The sequence below is a fragment of the Paenibacillus glycanilyticus genome (genome assembly GCF_030161375.1).
Classification (GTDB): Bacteria; Bacillota; Bacilli; order Paenibacillales; family Paenibacillaceae; genus Pristimantibacillus; species Pristimantibacillus glycanilyticus_B.
On sequence record NZ_BSSQ01000010.1, the window covers coordinates 150,350 to 166,660 of the forward strand.

Genomic DNA, 16,311 nt, shown 5'->3' on the forward strand with positions numbered 1-16,311 from the left:
TGTGCTGGAATGTCCGTTGCAACCCGATTGCCTATTCGCAGCCTATTGATTGGCCTGTTATTATTCAGCCTAACTGATGCCATATTTACCGATATCGGAATACGGCTGGAGCTCATTACCGAACTGAATCCGTTTGTTTCTTGGCTGTATAACTGGCATGCCATCGCCTATTACGGCATAAAGCTGATGTTTCCCGTATTGTTTATGCTTCTCTATCCGCGGTTAAGCTCACGCCTGTGGATCCGCTATTCCGCCGCTTTTCTGTTCCTGCTGTATCTCATCGTGAATCTTTATCACTTGGTGTGGGTAACGCTTGCCCTCGTCCATGGCCATTACGGATGAAATGAACGCCAGAAATCCCCTCGTTCATCTATGATGCTCATAATTTCCGAGAACGGGATTGTAAACGTAGGGAACCCGGCCGCATAGGGCGCAATCTCGTACGGCTCAAAATAAAGATGGAGCGCATCCTGCGTCATGAAAAACGGCTGATCGGGCTTAATCCCCTTGTACGTATCCGGAAATACATAATCGTATTGCGGATCCGTCTTAATTTGCTCGCCAATGATATCACTAAGCACTTTTACATAGTTGCTGTTTGCTTTGAACAAATCCTTCAGCGTGAACATGTCGCCGCTCGTCACATTGATATGCGCATACACTTGAGTTGGCATACCATGCGCGGCTCCGGCCGGGTAATTATAACCGGTCATCTCGATTTCCAGCAGATTTTTGTGGAAGAAAGTCACATCGAAATCCCCGCTATACGTATAACCAAGCTGCTCATCCCCCGGTATCGGCTTCACCTGCGACATGACTTTTAACGTCTCGTTCAGCCTTTCCTGAGCGGCAGGATTGGAGAGGCCTTCAACCGCCGGATAATAGACGACATAGTCTTTATTCGGCTTATACTTATGTTCTCTCACAAAATAAGGCAACCGGAGCGGAATGACCGTATTTGGCTCCCACACAATCCGGCCGCTGCGGCTCGCATATTTAATCCGTTGATCGATGTTGACCTGGATAAGATCGTCTTCCAGCTTGAGCGTGCCGCTACCTTCGAACTGCGGATATCCCGGCGCCGGCTGCCCGTTTGTATTAATGAAGAACGTTTTCTTCCCGTCACTTACCGACGCAAGCCCTTTTCTGAAATGCTGCACATCCGTGTATATGAAATCAGTCAGCCGTTTGCCATCCGAGTCGAATATCGCATACAACGAACCAAGGTACGGCTCATCCGGCTTAATCGCTTTTCCAACCGCATACCGCTGCTGCCCGATGTCCATCAGATCGTTATAGATCGTCTGGATAACCACATTTCCTTTTGTATCGATAAGACCGTACTCCGAGCCAAAATCCGCCGCGTTATTCACAATTGCCCTGCCATTCTGGAACGGAAACGCCGTCGAATACTTCGGCTCAATCTTCACCGTGCCTTTCTCGTTGATGTACCCGTATTTCCCGCCTGCGTCCTGCTGGAAAGGCAATAGCCCATCTCCCAATACCCCTACAAACGGAAAATGATACTCCGCTTCCTTCGAACCGTCATGCCTGATTAAAGCGAACTCGTTATCCTTGATCTTCACGGTTGCATGCCTGTTCGCAAAATCGCTGGCATCCTCATAACGAAGCGGTATAACCTCTTTGCCTGAGCGGTCGATATAACCATATACCGTTTTCCCGTCCGCTTGCTGATTATTGACCATAGCTCTTCCGTCGAGGATATCGGCCATATAGGAATAACCTTTGCTTGTCACAAGGTCTCCCGAATCATTCATTAACCGGTATTTGCCCTTCTCATCAATGACGACGGCTCTGCCTTCCGAGAAAGGAGAGATAAAGTTGTAGATCGGACGCACAAAATAATTGCCCATCGTATTAATCAAGCCATTTCCGTCGCCGTTACTTACAATCGCGAGCCCGTTTGTCTGAAAATCTTGCGCGTAGTCGTACCTCGGAGGGATAACCATCGTTCCAATGCCGTTGATATAGCCGTATTTGGTTCCGCCGATCATTTTCTCCGCGCCAGGATATAACGAAATCGCTCTTGTCTCGAGCTCCTCGTCATCCGGCACAATATTACGGAATCCGATCGTACTCCACTCGTAGACGGCCCGCCTTGAAAGTTCTTCTCCGGTCCGCCACTTAATTATCAAATTGTTAACCATGCGAGTTGTCACCGGTGCGGCGGTCAGCTCCATCACGCCATACCCTTCGCCTTTGGCTGCCGCCGCTATCATCCATCCGATATGTCTGTATTGCAAAATATGGACATACAGCTCATTGTCGAGCCGGTACACAACCGTCAGCTCCGGAATCCCATCCCCGCTCAAATCCTGCGGATAAATCGCATATTCATTGGGAGGATCCTCCATCATGACGAGCTCCGCACCTGGAGGCAGAGAAGATTGTGCCAATCGAATAATCTGATCATTGATCCAGTCCATTCGCCAAAGTCCCCTTTCCCAGCACATTAACTTCAACTCACTATTCGTATGCGGGAACGAGCGCGGACTATGCCTTTGTTTGCAAAAAAAAAAAGCCGGATTCTGCAACAGTGGCAGAATCCGGCAAAGCAATTATTTTCCTTTGCGTCTGAATACGAAATACGTCAAGGTTGCAAGAGCCAGATAGATTAGAATGACCACGCCTAAAGTGACCATTCTCTCCGTAAAGCTGCCATCCGCAAACAAGACGGGACCTAGCCCAAACATCGTAATGAGCAGAAATGCTATAACTAAAATAACGCCATACAGTATTTTTATAGCAATCGCCTCTATTAGTCAGATGTAGATTCGCTAAATACAACCCGGTTGCCAAACGGATCGCCGATTCTAAGCTCCAGGGTGTTCCAAGGCGTCTCCTCGAGTCCGGGCCTTGCATACTTATATTTTTTATTCAATAATGCCTTATGCCATTCTTTAATGCCGGTCATTTCGATTCGCACGGACGAACCGGGGCTGGCATCTCCGTGATGCTCGCTTAAGTGGAGCCTGACAGGGCCTTTGGATATCTGCATGTATAACGGCGTGTTTGGTTCAAACCGATGCTCCCAATCCACCGTAAATTCAAGAAAGTCCATATAAAACTCTCTAGCTTTTGCTTCATCAAAGATGCGCAGTATAGGTACAAGCTGTTCAAAGTTCATCTGTTTGGCCTCCGGTTTCCGTCCAAATCTGCTCCACTCTCCGCATCGCGCCTAATACGATGTTATATTGGTCGGGATCAAGGATATGGGCATTCTTAAATTGCCACCCTCCGTGTTCATCCATAAAAGGCTCGATTCCAATATGGCCACCACAAGCTCGAACTTCTTCCACATATTCATCAAACTCATCCCAAGCCATATGAATGTAGGTGTCCCAACCATCTTCAGGCCCTTGCCATTCGCTAGGATAACTTGAACGTTTCGCCGATACCGCATTGGGTTTGACATCTTGATCCGACACTGCTTGCTGAAGAATGAAACAAACCTCATCGCGTTCAGCGTGACCCCAATTATCGATCGTAAACCCTAGGCAATCACGGTAATAAATTTGCGAAGCCTGCAAATCCGATACAAGCCGCACCTGAATTGATTTACCAAGCTTAATGATTGACTTCGTTTGTTCATTAATTGTTTGTTCACTCATTTGCGCTTTCCCCCATTCCTTCGCAAGAATTATTGGGCTTTCAGCAAATCCGAGATCAATATACCATTTATTCGAAGACCCGTAATGTCGCAATCCGTGATTTCCACATTCGTTAGATTACAGTTATTCAATTGCGCATTCGAGAGATTGCAGTTGTGGAACCGAGTAGGCTGATAGCCTTCCGCCTTATAATGCGGTTCGCCTTCCTGCGGCAGGACAACATTCCGGAACTCGGTTCCGTGCAAGTAAACGGTATCAATTACGGAATTAGTGAAATTAGCAAGTTTAATATGGATGCCGGACATGTTCGCATCCGTAATTTGGATCTCGCTCATATTCACATCGTTAAGCTTCATCGCGTTCATATTCACATTATTGATGGACGTGCGCGCCAAACTGACGTTATCGATCTCCAGTTCCTCTGCGCGTACCTCTTGCCACTTCGCTCCTGTAATATCCGTCTTCTGCAGATCATACGGTCCCACGGTTAGACTCATCTCTTGATCTCCTCCGAACTCGAATTAGTTGCCTATGTAACTTCGACGCGACGGGAACATTACCCTTTAACGGCCCGAACCGATAACCATTGAGGAAGTGCAGCCATCGGATTCTGATGCCAATCACAATTACGTTGTACTTCTTCATCCGTTAATTGCGCGCCTTCATCCGTAGAATCGTCAACCCAGAACCAGCCGTCTTGCGCATACATTTCCTCGATCCGCTGTACGCGCAGATTAGATGTGATCATGGCATTCATAATGTCCTGCATCCGCCATTTATAAGTAGGCACTTCGCCAAATGGCCCCGTCAAATCATAAGGTTTGACGACCGTTGCGGCTTCACCGGCTTGCACGCCAAAAGGACGCATAAACGGATGGATATCATACATGAGGCATGTGCCTCCCGGCTTTAATACTCTCTGGATCTGACCGTACATAGCCGTTAAATTGTTGATCCAGACATGTACGCCATTAGAGGTGAAAACCAGATCGTATTCATTGCTGTGAATATTAGCTAATTCCATAGTGTCATCGTTAATGAAGGAAATATCCCAACCATAATGCTGCGCGATTATGAAAGCGTTCTCGATTTGTCTCTCCGAAATATCGCAGGAAGTTACTTTTGCCCCATCAAATGAAAAGCAAATACCGCGTGGTTATCACCGCTGGATGGAACGAGAACCCGAATCCCATTGAAATCCGGGAAAGATTCCTGCAGCATGGCGAACACCGTCGGATGAAAAGCGGTAGCTGGCGATTGAATGATTGTAGCTATAGCTTGCTCGGTCCTATATTTCGTGTACCAGGTGTCGGACCACTCATTCCAGCTATCACGAACCGGATTATTGCGACTTACCTTACTCATTAGGACCCGCCTCTCTCAACAATTCCCGAAGTTATTTTCATAGTAGGGGCATACACGAGAGATGAATGAAGCTGAAATGCTTTCGATAGGGACAATTCCGTGTCAAACTCCCGCTTCGCTTCTTCATACGTTGCGCCGCGGTCTATCAGTCCGGCAATAAAAGCATCTTCATCCGATGGTGCCGCCCCAAATCCATCTGCTTTGATCGATTGATAGAGATCTCTCTTCTCGTCTTCATCAATGTTTGCGTCCAGAAAATTAACTTTATCGCTTAATCTGCAATCGATTTGTTTGACTCCAAGCGCACTCAAATAAACGGGTAGTTTAATGCCGATGTTCCCATCACTACCGCTGCCGGCCGCGTCTCTCTCAAACAACTTCTGCAGGAATCCAAGCTGTACAATGTCAGAATGCGGATTACCCTCCAGATGATAGTTCGCCATCCCGGATATCCAATGAGGCTCAAAACAAATGATTCGTCCGCCTTGAACGAGAGAATCCAGCATTTTTTGCAATATAGCGTTAGGATTAGGGACATGCAGCAGGAAAGCGTGACAAACGGCAAGATCATAAGTTTGCTCGATCTCGATGGTCTGGATATCCCCTTGCATGAACCGGGTTTCAAACGGGGCATCTTGAAACAGTTCTTCACCCCGCGCTATTAATTGATCTCCGGCATCAATCCCTGTGTACGTTGACCCGGCAGGAAGCAAAGGCATCAGCTTTAACCCCATGTAACCATACCCGCAGCCGAAATCCACCATGCGCACAGGCGTCGATATTTTCCAAACTTTCTGCACTAGAAACTCTAAATAATCGTCATTGTACAAAAGCCATCTGGTCTTGCTGAGATATTCAATCTGGCTATTCCAGTAGTACTCGCTCATTGTCGGACACTCCCCTACACTTTCTGTAGTTCACCTTTTATGAGATGCTGAGAACTTATTAGGTCTATAATTTTTTGCGCGACGCTTGCCGGTTCAACCAGATTGCCTTCCTCATGCTGTGCCGCGAAATACGCCGATAAGGCCATGTCGGACTCCCTCGCCGTACGTTGCATAGCCGTATCCATCATCCCTGGGTCAATCGAAAAAACTTGAACGGGATTATTCGATTGTTCTTGCTCCATGCCTACACATCGGGAGAACATATTAATCGCCGCTTTGCCCGAACAATACAAGCTCATCTCAGGAGCAGGGTAACTACCGGAACCGGATGATATATTTACGACTCTTCTAACCGTGGGCCATTCCGCCGTAAGCCGGATAAAAGCCGAAATGAGCAACATCGGAGCCGTTATGTTTAATTGGATATTCGCTAGAATTTGCTCGTCCGTGCAATCTTCGATCCGATTAAGCGGAGTTACGGAAGCTGCATTGTTTATGAGCGTGATAGATTCTGGAGGGCTTGTCTGTAAGGCAGATATGATTTCATGAAGCACAGACGTATCTGCCTGGGTAAGGTCTATCGGGTAAAAAGAATATTGTCCCGCACCCGTAAGTTGTTCTAACACCGGATGATCCGTTCGGGATAATCCTATCACGTCGTTCCCTTCACTCAATAGCTGTGTTGCCAGCTCTGCGCCTAATCCGCCGGACACGCCCGTGATGATATACACCTGTTTCTTCGGCATCTGTATTATCCTCCATTTCGTTTCCTTAACTTGATGGTATAGTAATTAACGGTGCTGCCGATTCCAAGAACAAAAAAAGCAATGGAGAAGAACATGAGTCCGCTGATGTAATTGCTGTTCTTGTCGGCCTGAATGAGATACAACAAGGGAAGTACGGATAAAACAAATGCCGCGTTTAATACAATACTAATCGTTCTTCTCCGTTTCATAGACTATCCCTCCCGCTTATGGTTATGGAGCTATATGGATTTCCGAAGCATACCAGCGGCCATGCTTCAGCTTTGTCGTCATCTTCACGACTTCCGTTCCCCCGAACGAAACGGATTTATTCTGAAATTCAAAGCTCTGCTTGGTTGAAGTCTTCGCCACAACAAAGAAATGGAATAGAAACACCGGGCCAATATGATGATTTTCTGACTGGTACGTGTAAGTGGAATTTGTCATTCCATTACGGATAGGATTCAGTCTGTGATAAGCTTGCTCGCTCATGTAGTTATCATAACTGGAATCTGGTTGCATCCCGATCGTCAGAATAGTTCGCACATCCTTCGCAATCCACAATCCGTAAGTCACGTAGACGAGCAGGAATAAGGATACGCCTGCCAGAATCGTTAATTTTCGTTTGCTCAATCTTTATCCCTCTCAACTCTTCATTATATTTCCAGCACATACAAGACTACCACATCTTCGTTACGGCTGTATGACATTTCTGTTAGATTTTCCAAAAAGTAGGTAAATGCTATACTATTGAAAAGGATTAAAGATTCAGGAGGGCAGCGAAATGAATTTATTTAGAACTACCGTACTTCTTACTGTAGCCATCGTTATCGGGAGCTTTCTCCTGTGGAATCACGAACATAAACAGGCTGACTATGCAAACGCACGATTGGGAGGCCTTGTTGGGAGCGCAATCTATCAAATATGGCACAACTACGACGAATTCGCGAACTACCCGCCGGATGATATCAGCGTGGAACGTTTAGCTGCGATGAATGAGAAACTAATTGCCATTAGCGCCTATTCCCAGCTTGTGGACCAAGCGAAAGGAACAAATCTGCTGCTACCCGTCTCCAACCATCTGCAGACTATTTCCCGGTATTTGAATTCGCAACTTTCGAAGCAACAAACCTTGTCTCAAGAAGATCAACAAGTATACGGCTACATGCTCCAAACCGTTGCCGAAATCGAGCCTCAGATTGGATTAGTCTATTATGCTCCAGGTGTGCATGAAGGGCCCAAAGTAGCTCTCAAGCCCAACCGCTCCGCCGTACAAAAAATGGCGGCCACGAGGGACCGCCTGAAAGACTATGTTGTTCAGTTGAATGATAAAAAGCAGTAGATTTAGGATCCCATTACTGTATTGCAAGCAGCTTGTAACCCTAATCCAAAAAAGCTTGCGGGTAACGTAACTCGCCTTTGATTCCAGCGTTTGGAGATAGGATCTTCACCATAAACACCTCATTTGGCACCTCGAACTGCTTTAACTCAAAGCCGTACGGACGCGCCGGTTCGAATCCGAATTTGGGATAATATGCCGGATGCCCGATGAGAAACACATGCGAGTTACCGCGCTTGTCCGCAAGCCGCAAACCTTCGCGGATAAGCGCTCCCCCTATGCCCTGGTTCTGATAGCCCGGTTTAACTGCAATCGGCGCTAAAACGATCACTTCGTGCCTTATGTCTTCGTCCACGACTTCCGCTTGACTGAACAATGCATGACCGATTACACTACCGTTTCTATCAGTCGCAATAAGAGACAGTTCGGGAATATACCCTTTAGATGCGCGAACACGCTCGGCCATCTTAGATTCCTCTTCCCGTTCTCCAAATGCTTCATAATGAATACGATACACGCTTTCTGCGTCATTCGGTTGTTCTGCTCTTATATGGAATTCAATTTCATCATGGTTCAATGTATTTCACTCCTTGTATTTCTCTTAACGCTTACCTTTAATACAATCCAACAATAACTTATTAAATGTTAGCTGGTCATCTTTATAATCATCCGTATATTTATTTAACATCCTAACTCCAACGGTATTGTACTCAGGTAGAATAACGCAATGGCAACCCGTTGCCCCCGTGGCATAATACCAATCCTCTTGATAGTACCAGCCAAATATTCGTTTTTCAGTCTTATCATTCTTAACGTTCTCCATTAATTCGAATATGCTACTATTCAAAATCTGCTTCTCATTGAGAAAACCTTTATTTAAATGCAATTGCCCCCAAACAGCCAAATCTTTGGCACTGCAATAAAGATTACGTTCATGACCTTCATCCGATTCGATCCTAACGGAAGCATAGCCATCTGATGCTTGATAATCACAGACTAGATTCTCCTTTGGTTTAGACACCCACTCTGTATTTGCCAACTGCAAGGGATGTAATACTTTTTCTGTTATTAACTGATTAATCGTAAAGCCTGTTATTCTTTCAATTACTTTTGCCGCCAGTTCCTCACGCTCTATTTGAAGAGGTCCAAAATACTTTGGTCCTGACTTTGTAGCTAAATCGCGAAGAGTCACATCCGCTAAATATTCCTTTGGAAAATCTTCAAGCAAGTCGCTAACTAACGTGTCAATGTCAATTCCAGCCTCTACGATAGCAATAGCCGTTGCTAATCCAACGTATGTTTTCCTTGTTGAATAAATATTAAATAATGAATCGGATGTTACTTTTTGGGCACCTTTTTTGTGATGATGATATCCGTCGTACCACTCCGTTACAATTTCTTGATCTTGAATGATAACAAGAGCGCCTGCCGAAGAACCTACCCGATTCTGCGTTTGCTGCACATTATCAATCAAAGAATCAAAATGGCTATTATTCGCAATCAGAATATCCTTCATTTTCTCACCTCATATGGTCGTTTTTATTTGCCTTCTTCATCGGCTGTGGGACCGTAGAGGCCGGGCAATGGAATATCGAGTAGCCGCAAATAAACCCCAAGCTGCGCGCGGTGGTGAACCATGTGGTTTAATCCGAAGGTGCGAAGCGCGAGCGCCCGCGGTTGGCGCAGGATGATATGGTCGCCGTTACGCAAGGTCCAATCCTCGCCAAGCGTTGTCTCGTCGCATTCGTCTATAAGCTTGTTGAGCTTGATGACGTTCGCATCGAATTCCTCCAGTACGGCTTCGCGTGATTCCAGAGCTTCCCGCCGCAGCGGGACGGTCGAGAGATCAAATTCAGGGTAAAGAACAATGGCAATTTGCCAATTCAGCAGGTTGATCAGATGCGTGGACAGCCCACCTAACGTCATCGATTTCACGTGCGGCTTCCACGTCATATGCTCGTCGGGCAAGCGCTCCAGAATGCGGCGAGTATTGTTCAGTTCATGCATGACATCTCCAACGATCAGTTGTTTCACCTTCGATTCCCTCGTTTCCCTAATGTAATATGTACTCCAATTCTACTGCCGGCAATTTTCTGATGGAATTCAGCGCAGTCTGGCTAAACGCATACCATTGCCCCTCCGCAACATCATAAAACAGCAATTTCACCGCTTAATGTAAATCAATACTCATCAAATTCCCGAAATAAGAAAGGCTCTCCATTCATGAATGCTCTCAATATGGACTGAGCATACGGTTGCTCTTCAATCAGACCCTCAGTCTCCTGCTCATTCTCAGCATGGAAACTATAGGCTTCAATGATTGCCATGATGAAGAAGCACTCCAGCATCGAAATCGTATTATTGCTCAATTGTCTGACCTTCTCATAGCCTTCAATAAATAGTTTTCGTTGATGTGGCCGAAGGCCCATGACCGCTTGCGCAATATCGTAAATATGATAGCCAAAGCCGCATCTACCAAAATCAATGGCATACGGAAGATCATCGCAAAACACGATATTCCCATTATGGAGGTCTGCATGAATGATCCCGTAATTTTGTGCATGAGGTGTGTAAGTTTGAAGTTGATCCGCAACTTTAGCAGAAGCTTCTGTATACAATTTGAAAGCTTCTTTCGTTATAAAATGATTATGATGCTTCTGTAAATGTTTCCAATCCAGTGCAAAACTCTCGCTCCCCCAAATTGTGCGGGAAAAAGCGTTTCCGGGAACAAAATCAACGCTCGCCCCGTGAAGGTCCGCCATCAGTTTTCCCATCGCTCGTATATGATCCTCGTTAAGAGCATTTTTATCTAACCGATCACCCTCGATCCACCTCATCAAGGTTGCATAATATTCCGCCTTATCCTCTTTTGAAACAACGGTAATAAATTCACCATTTCGATTTAGTACGCCATCAGGTACAACAAGTCCCTTACTTCTTAAATGGGCTAACCACCTTAGTTCCGAATTTACTTCGACATAAGATTTATTCAATGCATGAACTCGCAGTAAATAGGATTCTCCCGTAATACTGTGAATGCGAAAGGTCGCATGTTCTGAAACTTGGATGAAATGTATGGAGCTCCAGTCAACATCGTATTTTTGCAAAGCATATAATGCTGCTTGTTTCGTTTGCTTAAGCGTAAGTCGGCGATTGATATCCGTATCCATTTGAAAACCGCTGTTCATGAAGTATCCCCTTAGTAGCTCTTCAAATTCAATAGAAACGCCCGTGTCTCGTCATATGCGTCTTTCCAGCCCATTTTGGCATAAAAGCGAAGACCGTCGAGCCCTTTGTAATAATAGGCACCGATTAATCTCTCCCTCAAATAAGGAATAACGATGTTTTCCTTCGCCAAATAATTCTCATAGGTTTCGATCATTCCCATCCATGGCATATGACGATCGAGAACGGCAAGATCCACGACAGGATCGCCATACATGCAATTCCCGTCAATAATGCCCGTAATCCTAGTCCCATCGGATAGCACATTCCATTGGTGAAAATCCCCGTGAACAAAACTCCTGTTCGACTCGTTATAGGTCAACCAAGACATTAATCGATTATAGACTTCTTCAAAAATGTCTCTCTCTAGGAAAGTTGTCTGAAACAGATCATGCCAGTTCTCCCAGAACGTCCCCGTCTGGTCTTCCGCATAAGCCGCCGCTACGAAGTCCCGCCAAGAACCATACGCTCCATTCCCGTCGGAACCAATCCAACCATAACCGTTGGTAGAACGGATATCCACATTTGCTAGATTCGTTAATAGACGGAACAACTCCGGCAGTTGTTGCTCCTGTTCTTCCATTGAACATTCAGATAGATTATGTCCTTGCATCCGCTCCATAATGATGTAATTTAAGAGACCGAATTGGCCACTCGCCAGACATCTTGGGAATGGAATATCATGACCGGATAGCAAATTAGAGACAAACTGATCGGTTGCATAGGCGCCATCAAGATCGCTGAATTTCACAACAAATCCTTGATCTGCGATTCGGAAGGAATATACATTGCTCATGTTACCGCCATCCATCGGCGTGATCTCAACCGCTCCAGGACCTAACTGACTTCTTAAAAGGGATTCGATATCGTTCATGGCTACTTCTGGTTTCTCATAAGCGGTCATGAAATCACCTCCAACTTCGTTGATAGATTAGGAGAACACCCAACTATTTTAGCACATATTGGAATTATTTCGCGGTCAATTTCAAGTTAATATAAACATTCCGGCAATGCCTCCGGCCGCTCCTGCCGCAACAACGAGCCACGGCGGCAGCTTCCAGTACACGAGTAGACCAAATAGCACAAGAGCAAGCACAAAATCCGCCGGCTCCCGAATAGCCGTTATCCATAACGGATTATAAAGAGCCGCAAGCAAGATGCCCACTACGGCTGCGTTGATTCCAATCAGAACTCCCTGTACGTTGGGGTTTTGTCTTAAGGTATTCCAGAAGGGCAGTGCTCCTGCCATTAGCAAATAGGCCGGAAGAAAAATCGCAATAGTGGCCGTAACCGCTCCCTTCACTCCACTGATCATCGTGCCGAGATAAGCAGCAATCGTAAACAATGGACCCGGCACAGCCTGCGCCACGCCGTAACCGGTCAGAAAATCCGCTTTGCTCATCCAATCTGCCCCTACCACTTCCCGTTCTAGCAGCGGCAATACGACATGACCTCCGCCAAACACAAGAGATCCAGAGCGATACATGCTCTCGAATAAAGCCAGCAAGCCTTCATCTCCTGCAAGTTGCCTCAATAACGGCAAGCCGACCAGCAGAAGCAGAGACAAACCGAAACAGACCACTCCCGCACGTTTACTAATGGCTACGGTTAGTCGATAATAATCTCCCGGTTGTTGTGACTGCTTGTACATAAAGTAGCCTGCTACTCCGGCAATTACCAAAACAACAATCTGACTTACAGCGGTTTGCCATAATAGAGTTATGGCTGCCGCTAGAATAGCTAGAGTTGCCCGGCTTCGATCCGGCGCTAGCTTCTGTCCCATGCTAAGAACGGCTTGTGCTACGATGGCAACGGCTACGATTTTTAAACCATGAATCCATCCGGATTGGCTAACATCGAACGCTTGCATGAATAACGCAAACAGCACGAGAAGAATAACCGACGGCAATGTAAAACCCAACCAAGCGATCGCCCCTCCAAGCCAACCTGCACGCATTAGTCCAATTCCAATTCCAACTTGGCTGCTAGCCGGTCCTGGAAGAAACTGTGCCAAGGCAACCAGATCCGCATAACTTCGTTCATCGATCCATCTTCGACGCTCGACATATTCATGATGGAAATACCCCAGATGAGCCGTTGGACCGCCAAAAGAGGTGCAACCCAGCTTGAATGAAACGGCAAATATTTCAATTAGAGTCTTCAGATATTTGTACCTCCACGGAAGTTTCCCTTATTATATTAATAGACAAGCTACACGTTAATCCCCTTTACGATTTCTTAAAGAACAAGATGAAAGAAGGTACGCCCTCATGGAATTTAAATGGTTAGACTGGGCCAAGCAGATGCAAGCCATTGCCCAAACCGGATTAACGTATGCGACAGATGTATACGATATTGAACGTTACGAAGCTTTACGGCAGATGAGTGTTGAAATTATGGCGGAATATACGTCTGTAAGCCATGAGCAAATCGCCCTTACTTTTGCCAGCGACAATGGTTATACCACGCCTAAGACGGATATTCGGGCGGTTATTTTCCGTGACGATAAGATTTTATTGGTCCGCGAGAAGATTGACGGAGGTTGGTCGATGCCCGGGGGCTGGAGCGATATCGGATATTCCCCGAAAGAGGTTGCAGTGAAGGAAACACAAGAAGAAGCCGGGTTCGACACCACGGCAGTCCGGCTGCTAGCCGTTCTGGACAAGAAGTTTCATAACCATCCGCCTAGCCCCTACCATGTCTACAAAATGTTTATTTTATGCGAGATCACGGGCGGCGAAGCAACAGCAGGCGTGGAGACAAGCGAAGTCGGATTTTTTGGCATAGACGAATTGCCCGAGCTGTCTATCGAACGAAACACTGTCGAGCAAGTACAATTGATGTTCGAGTATCTGCATGATCCAAGCAAAGAAGTTGTATTGGACTAGTTCATTGCCATAACAAAAAAACAGCGATAGCCCCTGTTTGGGACGATCGCTGTTTTTTTGCTGACAACCAATCTCTCTGTTTCAATAAAAACAAGCTCTCTATCTCCCATTAGCATCCTCCTTAACTTGTGTTTAATCTTCCTTGATGATTATCCACTTCCCATTTTCTCTAGCCATGGCATAGTTTGGATCAATTATAGTTCCGTCCTTCATAAAATACAAAACTCTTAACAATTGAACTTCCGACTTAATGTCTAACCATTCTTTTACCGCTTCGGCTCTATCATCGGGGTCATTTTGTATCCATAATATTTTCTCAACCCTATCTCGCTGATTATAAAAAGAGGTGAGAACATTCCTCTTATCCAGTTCTGCGAATTTCACCGCGTCATTCTTCTGCATTGCCTCAAACAACTCGATAATGATCGTTGAAATATCTGATGGGATAGAACGGTCAATCACAGGCCCGCCATCTCCGAACAACTGTGATACATTAGCATGCACGATTGAGTCCGATCTTTGTATGGCTTCGTTTAGCACTTTATTTTGTTCTTCATATGACTTTCTCTCCAGATCTAAATTGTACGTTAACTTGAGGAGTTCTTTCTTTTTAGCTTCCATTTCGCTCTCGATTGAACCGATTTTATCCGTCTTCTCTTCTAACTCTAGGTTCGTTTCCTTTAATTGTGACCGCAGCGATTCGATTTTTTTGTTCTGTGCCAAAAACACGGTAAGCATCACGGCAACAATTATAGCCGGAATTGTCCATCGTTTTATATGCATGACTACACCTCTAGATTGACGAAATTGGTTTATCGCTCTTAACCTCCTTATTATTTCCAGCTGAATCAACTTGAATCAAGATGTTGGTGTTACCTAATAACACCCATGAAAATAGCAGCCGCTAACTGGCGGCTGCCTGATCGTTACAGTTCATTAATAACTGTTGTTACTCTATAGATTACATATATATCTGTGCTTACGTTTATTTTTGAGTGTTGATATTAATATGAAGTTTATCTGCATAATTAACTAAATTTTCAATCGAATGCTTAGTTTTTTTACGCTTGTTATAATATTCGATGAATAGTTGTTCACCTTTTCCTCTTTTTCCTTGTGAGATTAGAATTGTACATAATTGCATCTCATGAAAAATTCTCTCTCCAGACTTTAGTGATTCTATTGAAATATCTATTATATTATCAACAGAATTAAATTTATTATAAAATGGAAAAACATAGCTCAATAAATCCTGTTCAATTTCTTGTTTTATTATTGATATATCTGTCATCTCATTAATTTCATACCAATTGTCACCTATACCTTTTAAGAACCCTATTCTTAATGGATTTAAACAATCTATAGTTTTAGGTCTCTTTGGTGGATCCTCACCTCTGTTTAACCGGTAGGCAGAGGGAATAAATATGCCGATGTTAAAAGTGAACCTAACAGAATCCTTTGTGTTAAATTGGCTTGATTGAATATTAAAGGTAAATCCGAAATCATCATACAGCTTAAAATAATTCCTACCTACTTTTTTGAAATTTTTTTCTTTGAAAAATGGTGAAATAATATCTCTAATAATTATATCAATCTGATCTTGAATTCGAATGATTATCACCTCTCCCGCTTCTACTGTTAGTTTAAACCCAACTTTTTCATAATAATGTTTATAATTTCAGATTTACATATTTGCCAAAACGATTTTTCATCTATACTTCACTATAAAAACATTAGTCTTCATACACCGTAATAAAGAGTTGCTCGTCGTATTCTACATAAATCTCTACAATAATATTTTTATCAGGAAATCTGTTGATAAAACTCATTGACCAAAATAACTTCAATGCGTCACCTAATGCAGCGATTTGCCCCTTTATATCCTCTCCCTCATCAAATGAGGTATTGATATGAAAGAAATCCGCAACTTCATATAGATTCATCATCTGTTCTATGCACTTCTTATTATCATGACAGGCATCTCTCCAGTCTTGAAAACATTGTTCATTATATTTATCCTTTAATAAAAAACATCCATTAACTTGAATAATTTCAGGGTAAAAGAACTTCGCAAATGCAAGTGCCGTTTGTAAATCAGATTTTAAATTCACAAAACTCCACCAAGTAAAATTAGTTGGATTTATTTCTTTGAATTCAGAAAATTCTTTGATCAAATCATCTCCGAAATCCAAATAGATCACCTCAAAAGTAGAACTGATCAACGAAATCATA

23 protein-coding genes and 1 pseudogene are annotated in these 16,311 nt (G+C 44.4%); 3 read left to right on the forward strand and 21 right to left on the reverse strand.

Translation table 11 applies throughout. The features are described from left to right. The first annotated feature begins 9 nt into the window (after positions 1-9). The gene (locus tag QQK89_RS11695) at positions 10-342 is read left to right on the forward strand and encodes a DUF5658 family protein (protein ID WP_284238747.1); all 333 of its coding nucleotides are present in this window, start codon (positions 10-12) and stop codon (positions 340-342) included. Here QQK89_RS11695 and QQK89_RS11700 read toward each other — a convergent pair. The 12 genes and pseudogenes from QQK89_RS11700 to QQK89_RS11750 all read right to left on the reverse strand — a co-directional run bounded on the left by QQK89_RS11700 (position 333) and on the right by QQK89_RS11750 (position 7,260). Continuing rightward, complete coding sequence (locus QQK89_RS11700; protein WP_284238748.1) at positions 333-2,447, reverse strand: WG repeat-containing protein; 2,115 nt, start codon at positions 2,445-2,447, stop codon at positions 333-335. The genes QQK89_RS11695 and QQK89_RS11700 overlap by 10 nt on opposite strands. 132 nt (positions 2,448-2,579) lie before the next feature. Next, complete coding sequence (locus tag QQK89_RS29725; RefSeq protein ID WP_434481672.1) at positions 2,580-2,780, reverse strand: DUF6954 family protein; 201 nt, start codon at positions 2,778-2,780, stop codon at positions 2,580-2,582. After that, a complete protein-coding gene (locus QQK89_RS11705; protein ID WP_284238749.1) occupies positions 2,780-3,148 on the reverse strand; it encodes a glyoxalase superfamily protein in 369 nt (122 codons plus the stop codon). Before QQK89_RS11705 ends, QQK89_RS29725 begins: the two co-directional genes overlap by 1 nt. Continuing rightward, on the reverse strand, positions 3,138-3,632 hold the full coding sequence (locus QQK89_RS11710; RefSeq protein WP_284238750.1) for a VOC family protein: 495 nt from the start codon (positions 3,630-3,632) through the stop codon (positions 3,138-3,140). Before QQK89_RS11710 ends, QQK89_RS11705 begins: the two co-directional genes overlap by 11 nt. 29 nt (positions 3,633-3,661) lie before the next feature. Beyond that, entirely contained in the window at positions 3,662-4,129 is a 468-nt protein-coding gene (locus tag QQK89_RS11715) for a pentapeptide repeat-containing protein (RefSeq protein WP_284238751.1), read from the reverse strand. A 59-nt stretch (positions 4,130-4,188) separates the two neighbouring features. Then, on the reverse strand, positions 4,189-4,521 hold the full coding sequence (locus QQK89_RS11720; protein ID WP_284238752.1) for a hypothetical protein: 333 nt from the start codon (positions 4,519-4,521) through the stop codon (positions 4,189-4,191). 45 nt (positions 4,522-4,566) lie between these two features. Next, positions 4,567-4,779, reverse strand: a pseudogene (locus QQK89_RS29655) (class I SAM-dependent methyltransferase); the annotation flags it as partial. After that, positions 4,749-4,997 carry a hypothetical protein gene (locus tag QQK89_RS11730; RefSeq protein ID WP_284238753.1) on the reverse strand — a complete coding sequence of 83 codons (249 nt, stop codon included), beginning with the start codon at positions 4,995-4,997 and terminating at the stop codon, positions 4,749-4,751. The pseudogene QQK89_RS29655 and the gene QQK89_RS11730, both read right to left, overlap by 31 nt. Beyond that, on the reverse strand, positions 4,997-5,884 hold the full coding sequence (locus QQK89_RS11735) for a class I SAM-dependent methyltransferase (RefSeq protein ID WP_284238754.1): 888 nt from the start codon (positions 5,882-5,884) through the stop codon (positions 4,997-4,999). Before QQK89_RS11735 ends, QQK89_RS11730 begins: the two co-directional genes overlap by 1 nt. 14 nt (positions 5,885-5,898) lie before the next feature. Continuing rightward, entirely contained in the window at positions 5,899-6,630 is a 732-nt protein-coding gene (locus QQK89_RS11740; protein WP_284238755.1) for an SDR family NAD(P)-dependent oxidoreductase, read from the reverse strand. A 5-nt stretch (positions 6,631-6,635) separates the two neighbouring features. Beyond that, positions 6,636-6,839 (reverse strand): hypothetical protein, encoded by a 204-nt coding sequence (locus tag QQK89_RS11745; protein WP_284238756.1) that lies wholly within the window; start codon positions 6,837-6,839, stop codon positions 6,636-6,638. A 22-nt stretch (positions 6,840-6,861) separates the two neighbouring features. After that, complete coding sequence (locus QQK89_RS11750; RefSeq protein ID WP_284238757.1) at positions 6,862-7,260, reverse strand: hypothetical protein; 399 nt, start codon at positions 7,258-7,260, stop codon at positions 6,862-6,864. A gap of 151 nt (positions 7,261-7,411) precedes the next feature. Between QQK89_RS11750 and QQK89_RS11755 the strand changes: the two genes are divergently transcribed. Continuing rightward, positions 7,412-7,969 (forward strand): hypothetical protein, encoded by a 558-nt coding sequence (locus QQK89_RS11755; RefSeq protein WP_284238758.1) that lies wholly within the window; start codon positions 7,412-7,414, stop codon positions 7,967-7,969. Positions 7,970-8,009: 40 nt separating this feature from the next. On the opposite strand, the gene QQK89_RS11760 is transcribed toward QQK89_RS11755, so the two are convergent. From QQK89_RS11760 to chrA, 6 genes are all read right to left on the reverse strand, one after another. Beyond that, on the reverse strand, positions 8,010-8,543 hold the full coding sequence (locus QQK89_RS11760; protein ID WP_284238759.1) for a GNAT family N-acetyltransferase: 534 nt from the start codon (positions 8,541-8,543) through the stop codon (positions 8,010-8,012). Between the two features lie 24 nt (positions 8,544-8,567). Next, entirely contained in the window at positions 8,568-9,482 is a 915-nt protein-coding gene (locus tag QQK89_RS11765) for a serine hydrolase domain-containing protein (RefSeq protein ID WP_284238760.1), read from the reverse strand. Between the two features lie 23 nt (positions 9,483-9,505). After that, positions 9,506-9,973, reverse strand: a complete 468-nt coding sequence (locus QQK89_RS11770) for a DinB family protein (protein WP_284238901.1) — start codon at positions 9,971-9,973, stop codon at positions 9,506-9,508. Between the two features lie 173 nt (positions 9,974-10,146). Next, positions 10,147-11,154 carry a phosphotransferase enzyme family protein gene (locus tag QQK89_RS11775; protein ID WP_284238761.1) on the reverse strand — a complete coding sequence of 336 codons (1,008 nt, stop codon included), beginning with the start codon at positions 11,152-11,154 and terminating at the stop codon, positions 10,147-10,149. Between the two features lie 11 nt (positions 11,155-11,165). After that, a complete protein-coding gene (locus QQK89_RS11780) occupies positions 11,166-12,095 on the reverse strand; it encodes a phosphotransferase family protein (protein WP_284238762.1) in 930 nt (309 codons plus the stop codon). An 81-nt stretch (positions 12,096-12,176) separates the two neighbouring features. Next, positions 12,177-13,355, reverse strand: a complete 1,179-nt coding sequence (chrA, locus tag QQK89_RS11785; protein ID WP_284238902.1) for a chromate efflux transporter — start codon at positions 13,353-13,355, stop codon at positions 12,177-12,179. 106 nt (positions 13,356-13,461) lie between these two features. Between chrA and QQK89_RS11790 the strand changes: the two genes are divergently transcribed. Then, the gene (locus tag QQK89_RS11790; protein ID WP_284238763.1) at positions 13,462-14,079 is read left to right on the forward strand and encodes an NUDIX hydrolase; all 618 of its coding nucleotides are present in this window, start codon (positions 13,462-13,464) and stop codon (positions 14,077-14,079) included. Between the two features lie 132 nt (positions 14,080-14,211). On the opposite strand, the gene QQK89_RS11795 is transcribed toward QQK89_RS11790, so the two are convergent. The 3 genes from QQK89_RS11795 to QQK89_RS11805 form a co-directional block, all read right to left on the reverse strand. Beyond that, on the reverse strand, positions 14,212-14,862 hold the full coding sequence (locus tag QQK89_RS11795) for a Holliday junction resolvase-like protein (protein ID WP_284238764.1): 651 nt from the start codon (positions 14,860-14,862) through the stop codon (positions 14,212-14,214). 202 nt (positions 14,863-15,064) lie between these two features. Next, on the reverse strand, positions 15,065-15,700 hold the full coding sequence (locus tag QQK89_RS11800; RefSeq protein WP_284238765.1) for a DUF4304 domain-containing protein: 636 nt from the start codon (positions 15,698-15,700) through the stop codon (positions 15,065-15,067). 112 nt (positions 15,701-15,812) lie between these two features. Beyond that, positions 15,813-16,271 (reverse strand): hypothetical protein, encoded by a 459-nt coding sequence (locus QQK89_RS11805; RefSeq protein WP_284238766.1) that lies wholly within the window; start codon positions 16,269-16,271, stop codon positions 15,813-15,815. Positions 16,272-16,311 lie beyond the last annotated feature (40 nt).

Coding starts and splice junctions, on each gene's coding strand:
- QQK89_RS11780 (WP_284238762.1), bottom strand. CDS start 12,095: ATGACCGCTTATGAGAAACCAGAAGTAGCCATGAACGATATCGAATCC.
- QQK89_RS11735 (WP_284238754.1), bottom strand. CDS start 5,884: ATGAGCGAGTACTACTGGAATAGCCAGATTGAATATCTCAGCAAGACC.
- QQK89_RS11720 (WP_284238752.1), bottom strand. CDS start 4,521: ATGTATGATATCCATCCGTTTATGCGTCCTTTTGGCGTGCAAGCCGGT.
- QQK89_RS11695 (WP_284238747.1), top strand. CDS start 10: ATGTCCGTTGCAACCCGATTGCCTATTCGCAGCCTATTGATTGGCCTG.
- QQK89_RS11770 (WP_284238901.1), bottom strand. CDS start 9,973: ATGCATGAACTGAACAATACTCGCCGCATTCTGGAGCGCTTGCCCGAC.
- QQK89_RS11755 (WP_284238758.1), top strand. CDS start 7,412: ATGAATTTATTTAGAACTACCGTACTTCTTACTGTAGCCATCGTTATC.
- QQK89_RS11740 (WP_284238755.1), bottom strand. CDS start 6,630: ATGCCGAAGAAACAGGTGTATATCATCACGGGCGTGTCCGGCGGATTA.
- QQK89_RS11730 (WP_284238753.1), bottom strand. CDS start 4,997: ATGAGTAAGGTAAGTCGCAATAATCCGGTTCGTGATAGCTGGAATGAG.
- QQK89_RS11700 (WP_284238748.1), bottom strand. CDS start 2,447: ATGGACTGGATCAATGATCAGATTATTCGATTGGCACAATCTTCTCTG.
- QQK89_RS11795 (WP_284238764.1), bottom strand. CDS start 14,862: ATGCATATAAAACGATGGACAATTCCGGCTATAATTGTTGCCGTGATG.
- QQK89_RS11765 (WP_284238760.1), bottom strand. CDS start 9,482: ATGAAGGATATTCTGATTGCGAATAATAGCCATTTTGATTCTTTGATT.
- QQK89_RS11745 (WP_284238756.1), bottom strand. CDS start 6,839: ATGAAACGGAGAAGAACGATTAGTATTGTATTAAACGCGGCATTTGTT.
- QQK89_RS11790 (WP_284238763.1), top strand. CDS start 13,462: ATGGAATTTAAATGGTTAGACTGGGCCAAGCAGATGCAAGCCATTGCC.
- QQK89_RS11715 (WP_284238751.1), bottom strand. CDS start 4,129: ATGAGTCTAACCGTGGGACCGTATGATCTGCAGAAGACGGATATTACA.
- QQK89_RS11710 (WP_284238750.1), bottom strand. CDS start 3,632: ATGAGTGAACAAACAATTAATGAACAAACGAAGTCAATCATTAAGCTT.
- QQK89_RS11705 (WP_284238749.1), bottom strand. CDS start 3,148: ATGAACTTTGAACAGCTTGTACCTATACTGCGCATCTTTGATGAAGCA.
- QQK89_RS11775 (WP_284238761.1), bottom strand. CDS start 11,154: ATGAACAGCGGTTTTCAAATGGATACGGATATCAATCGCCGACTTACG.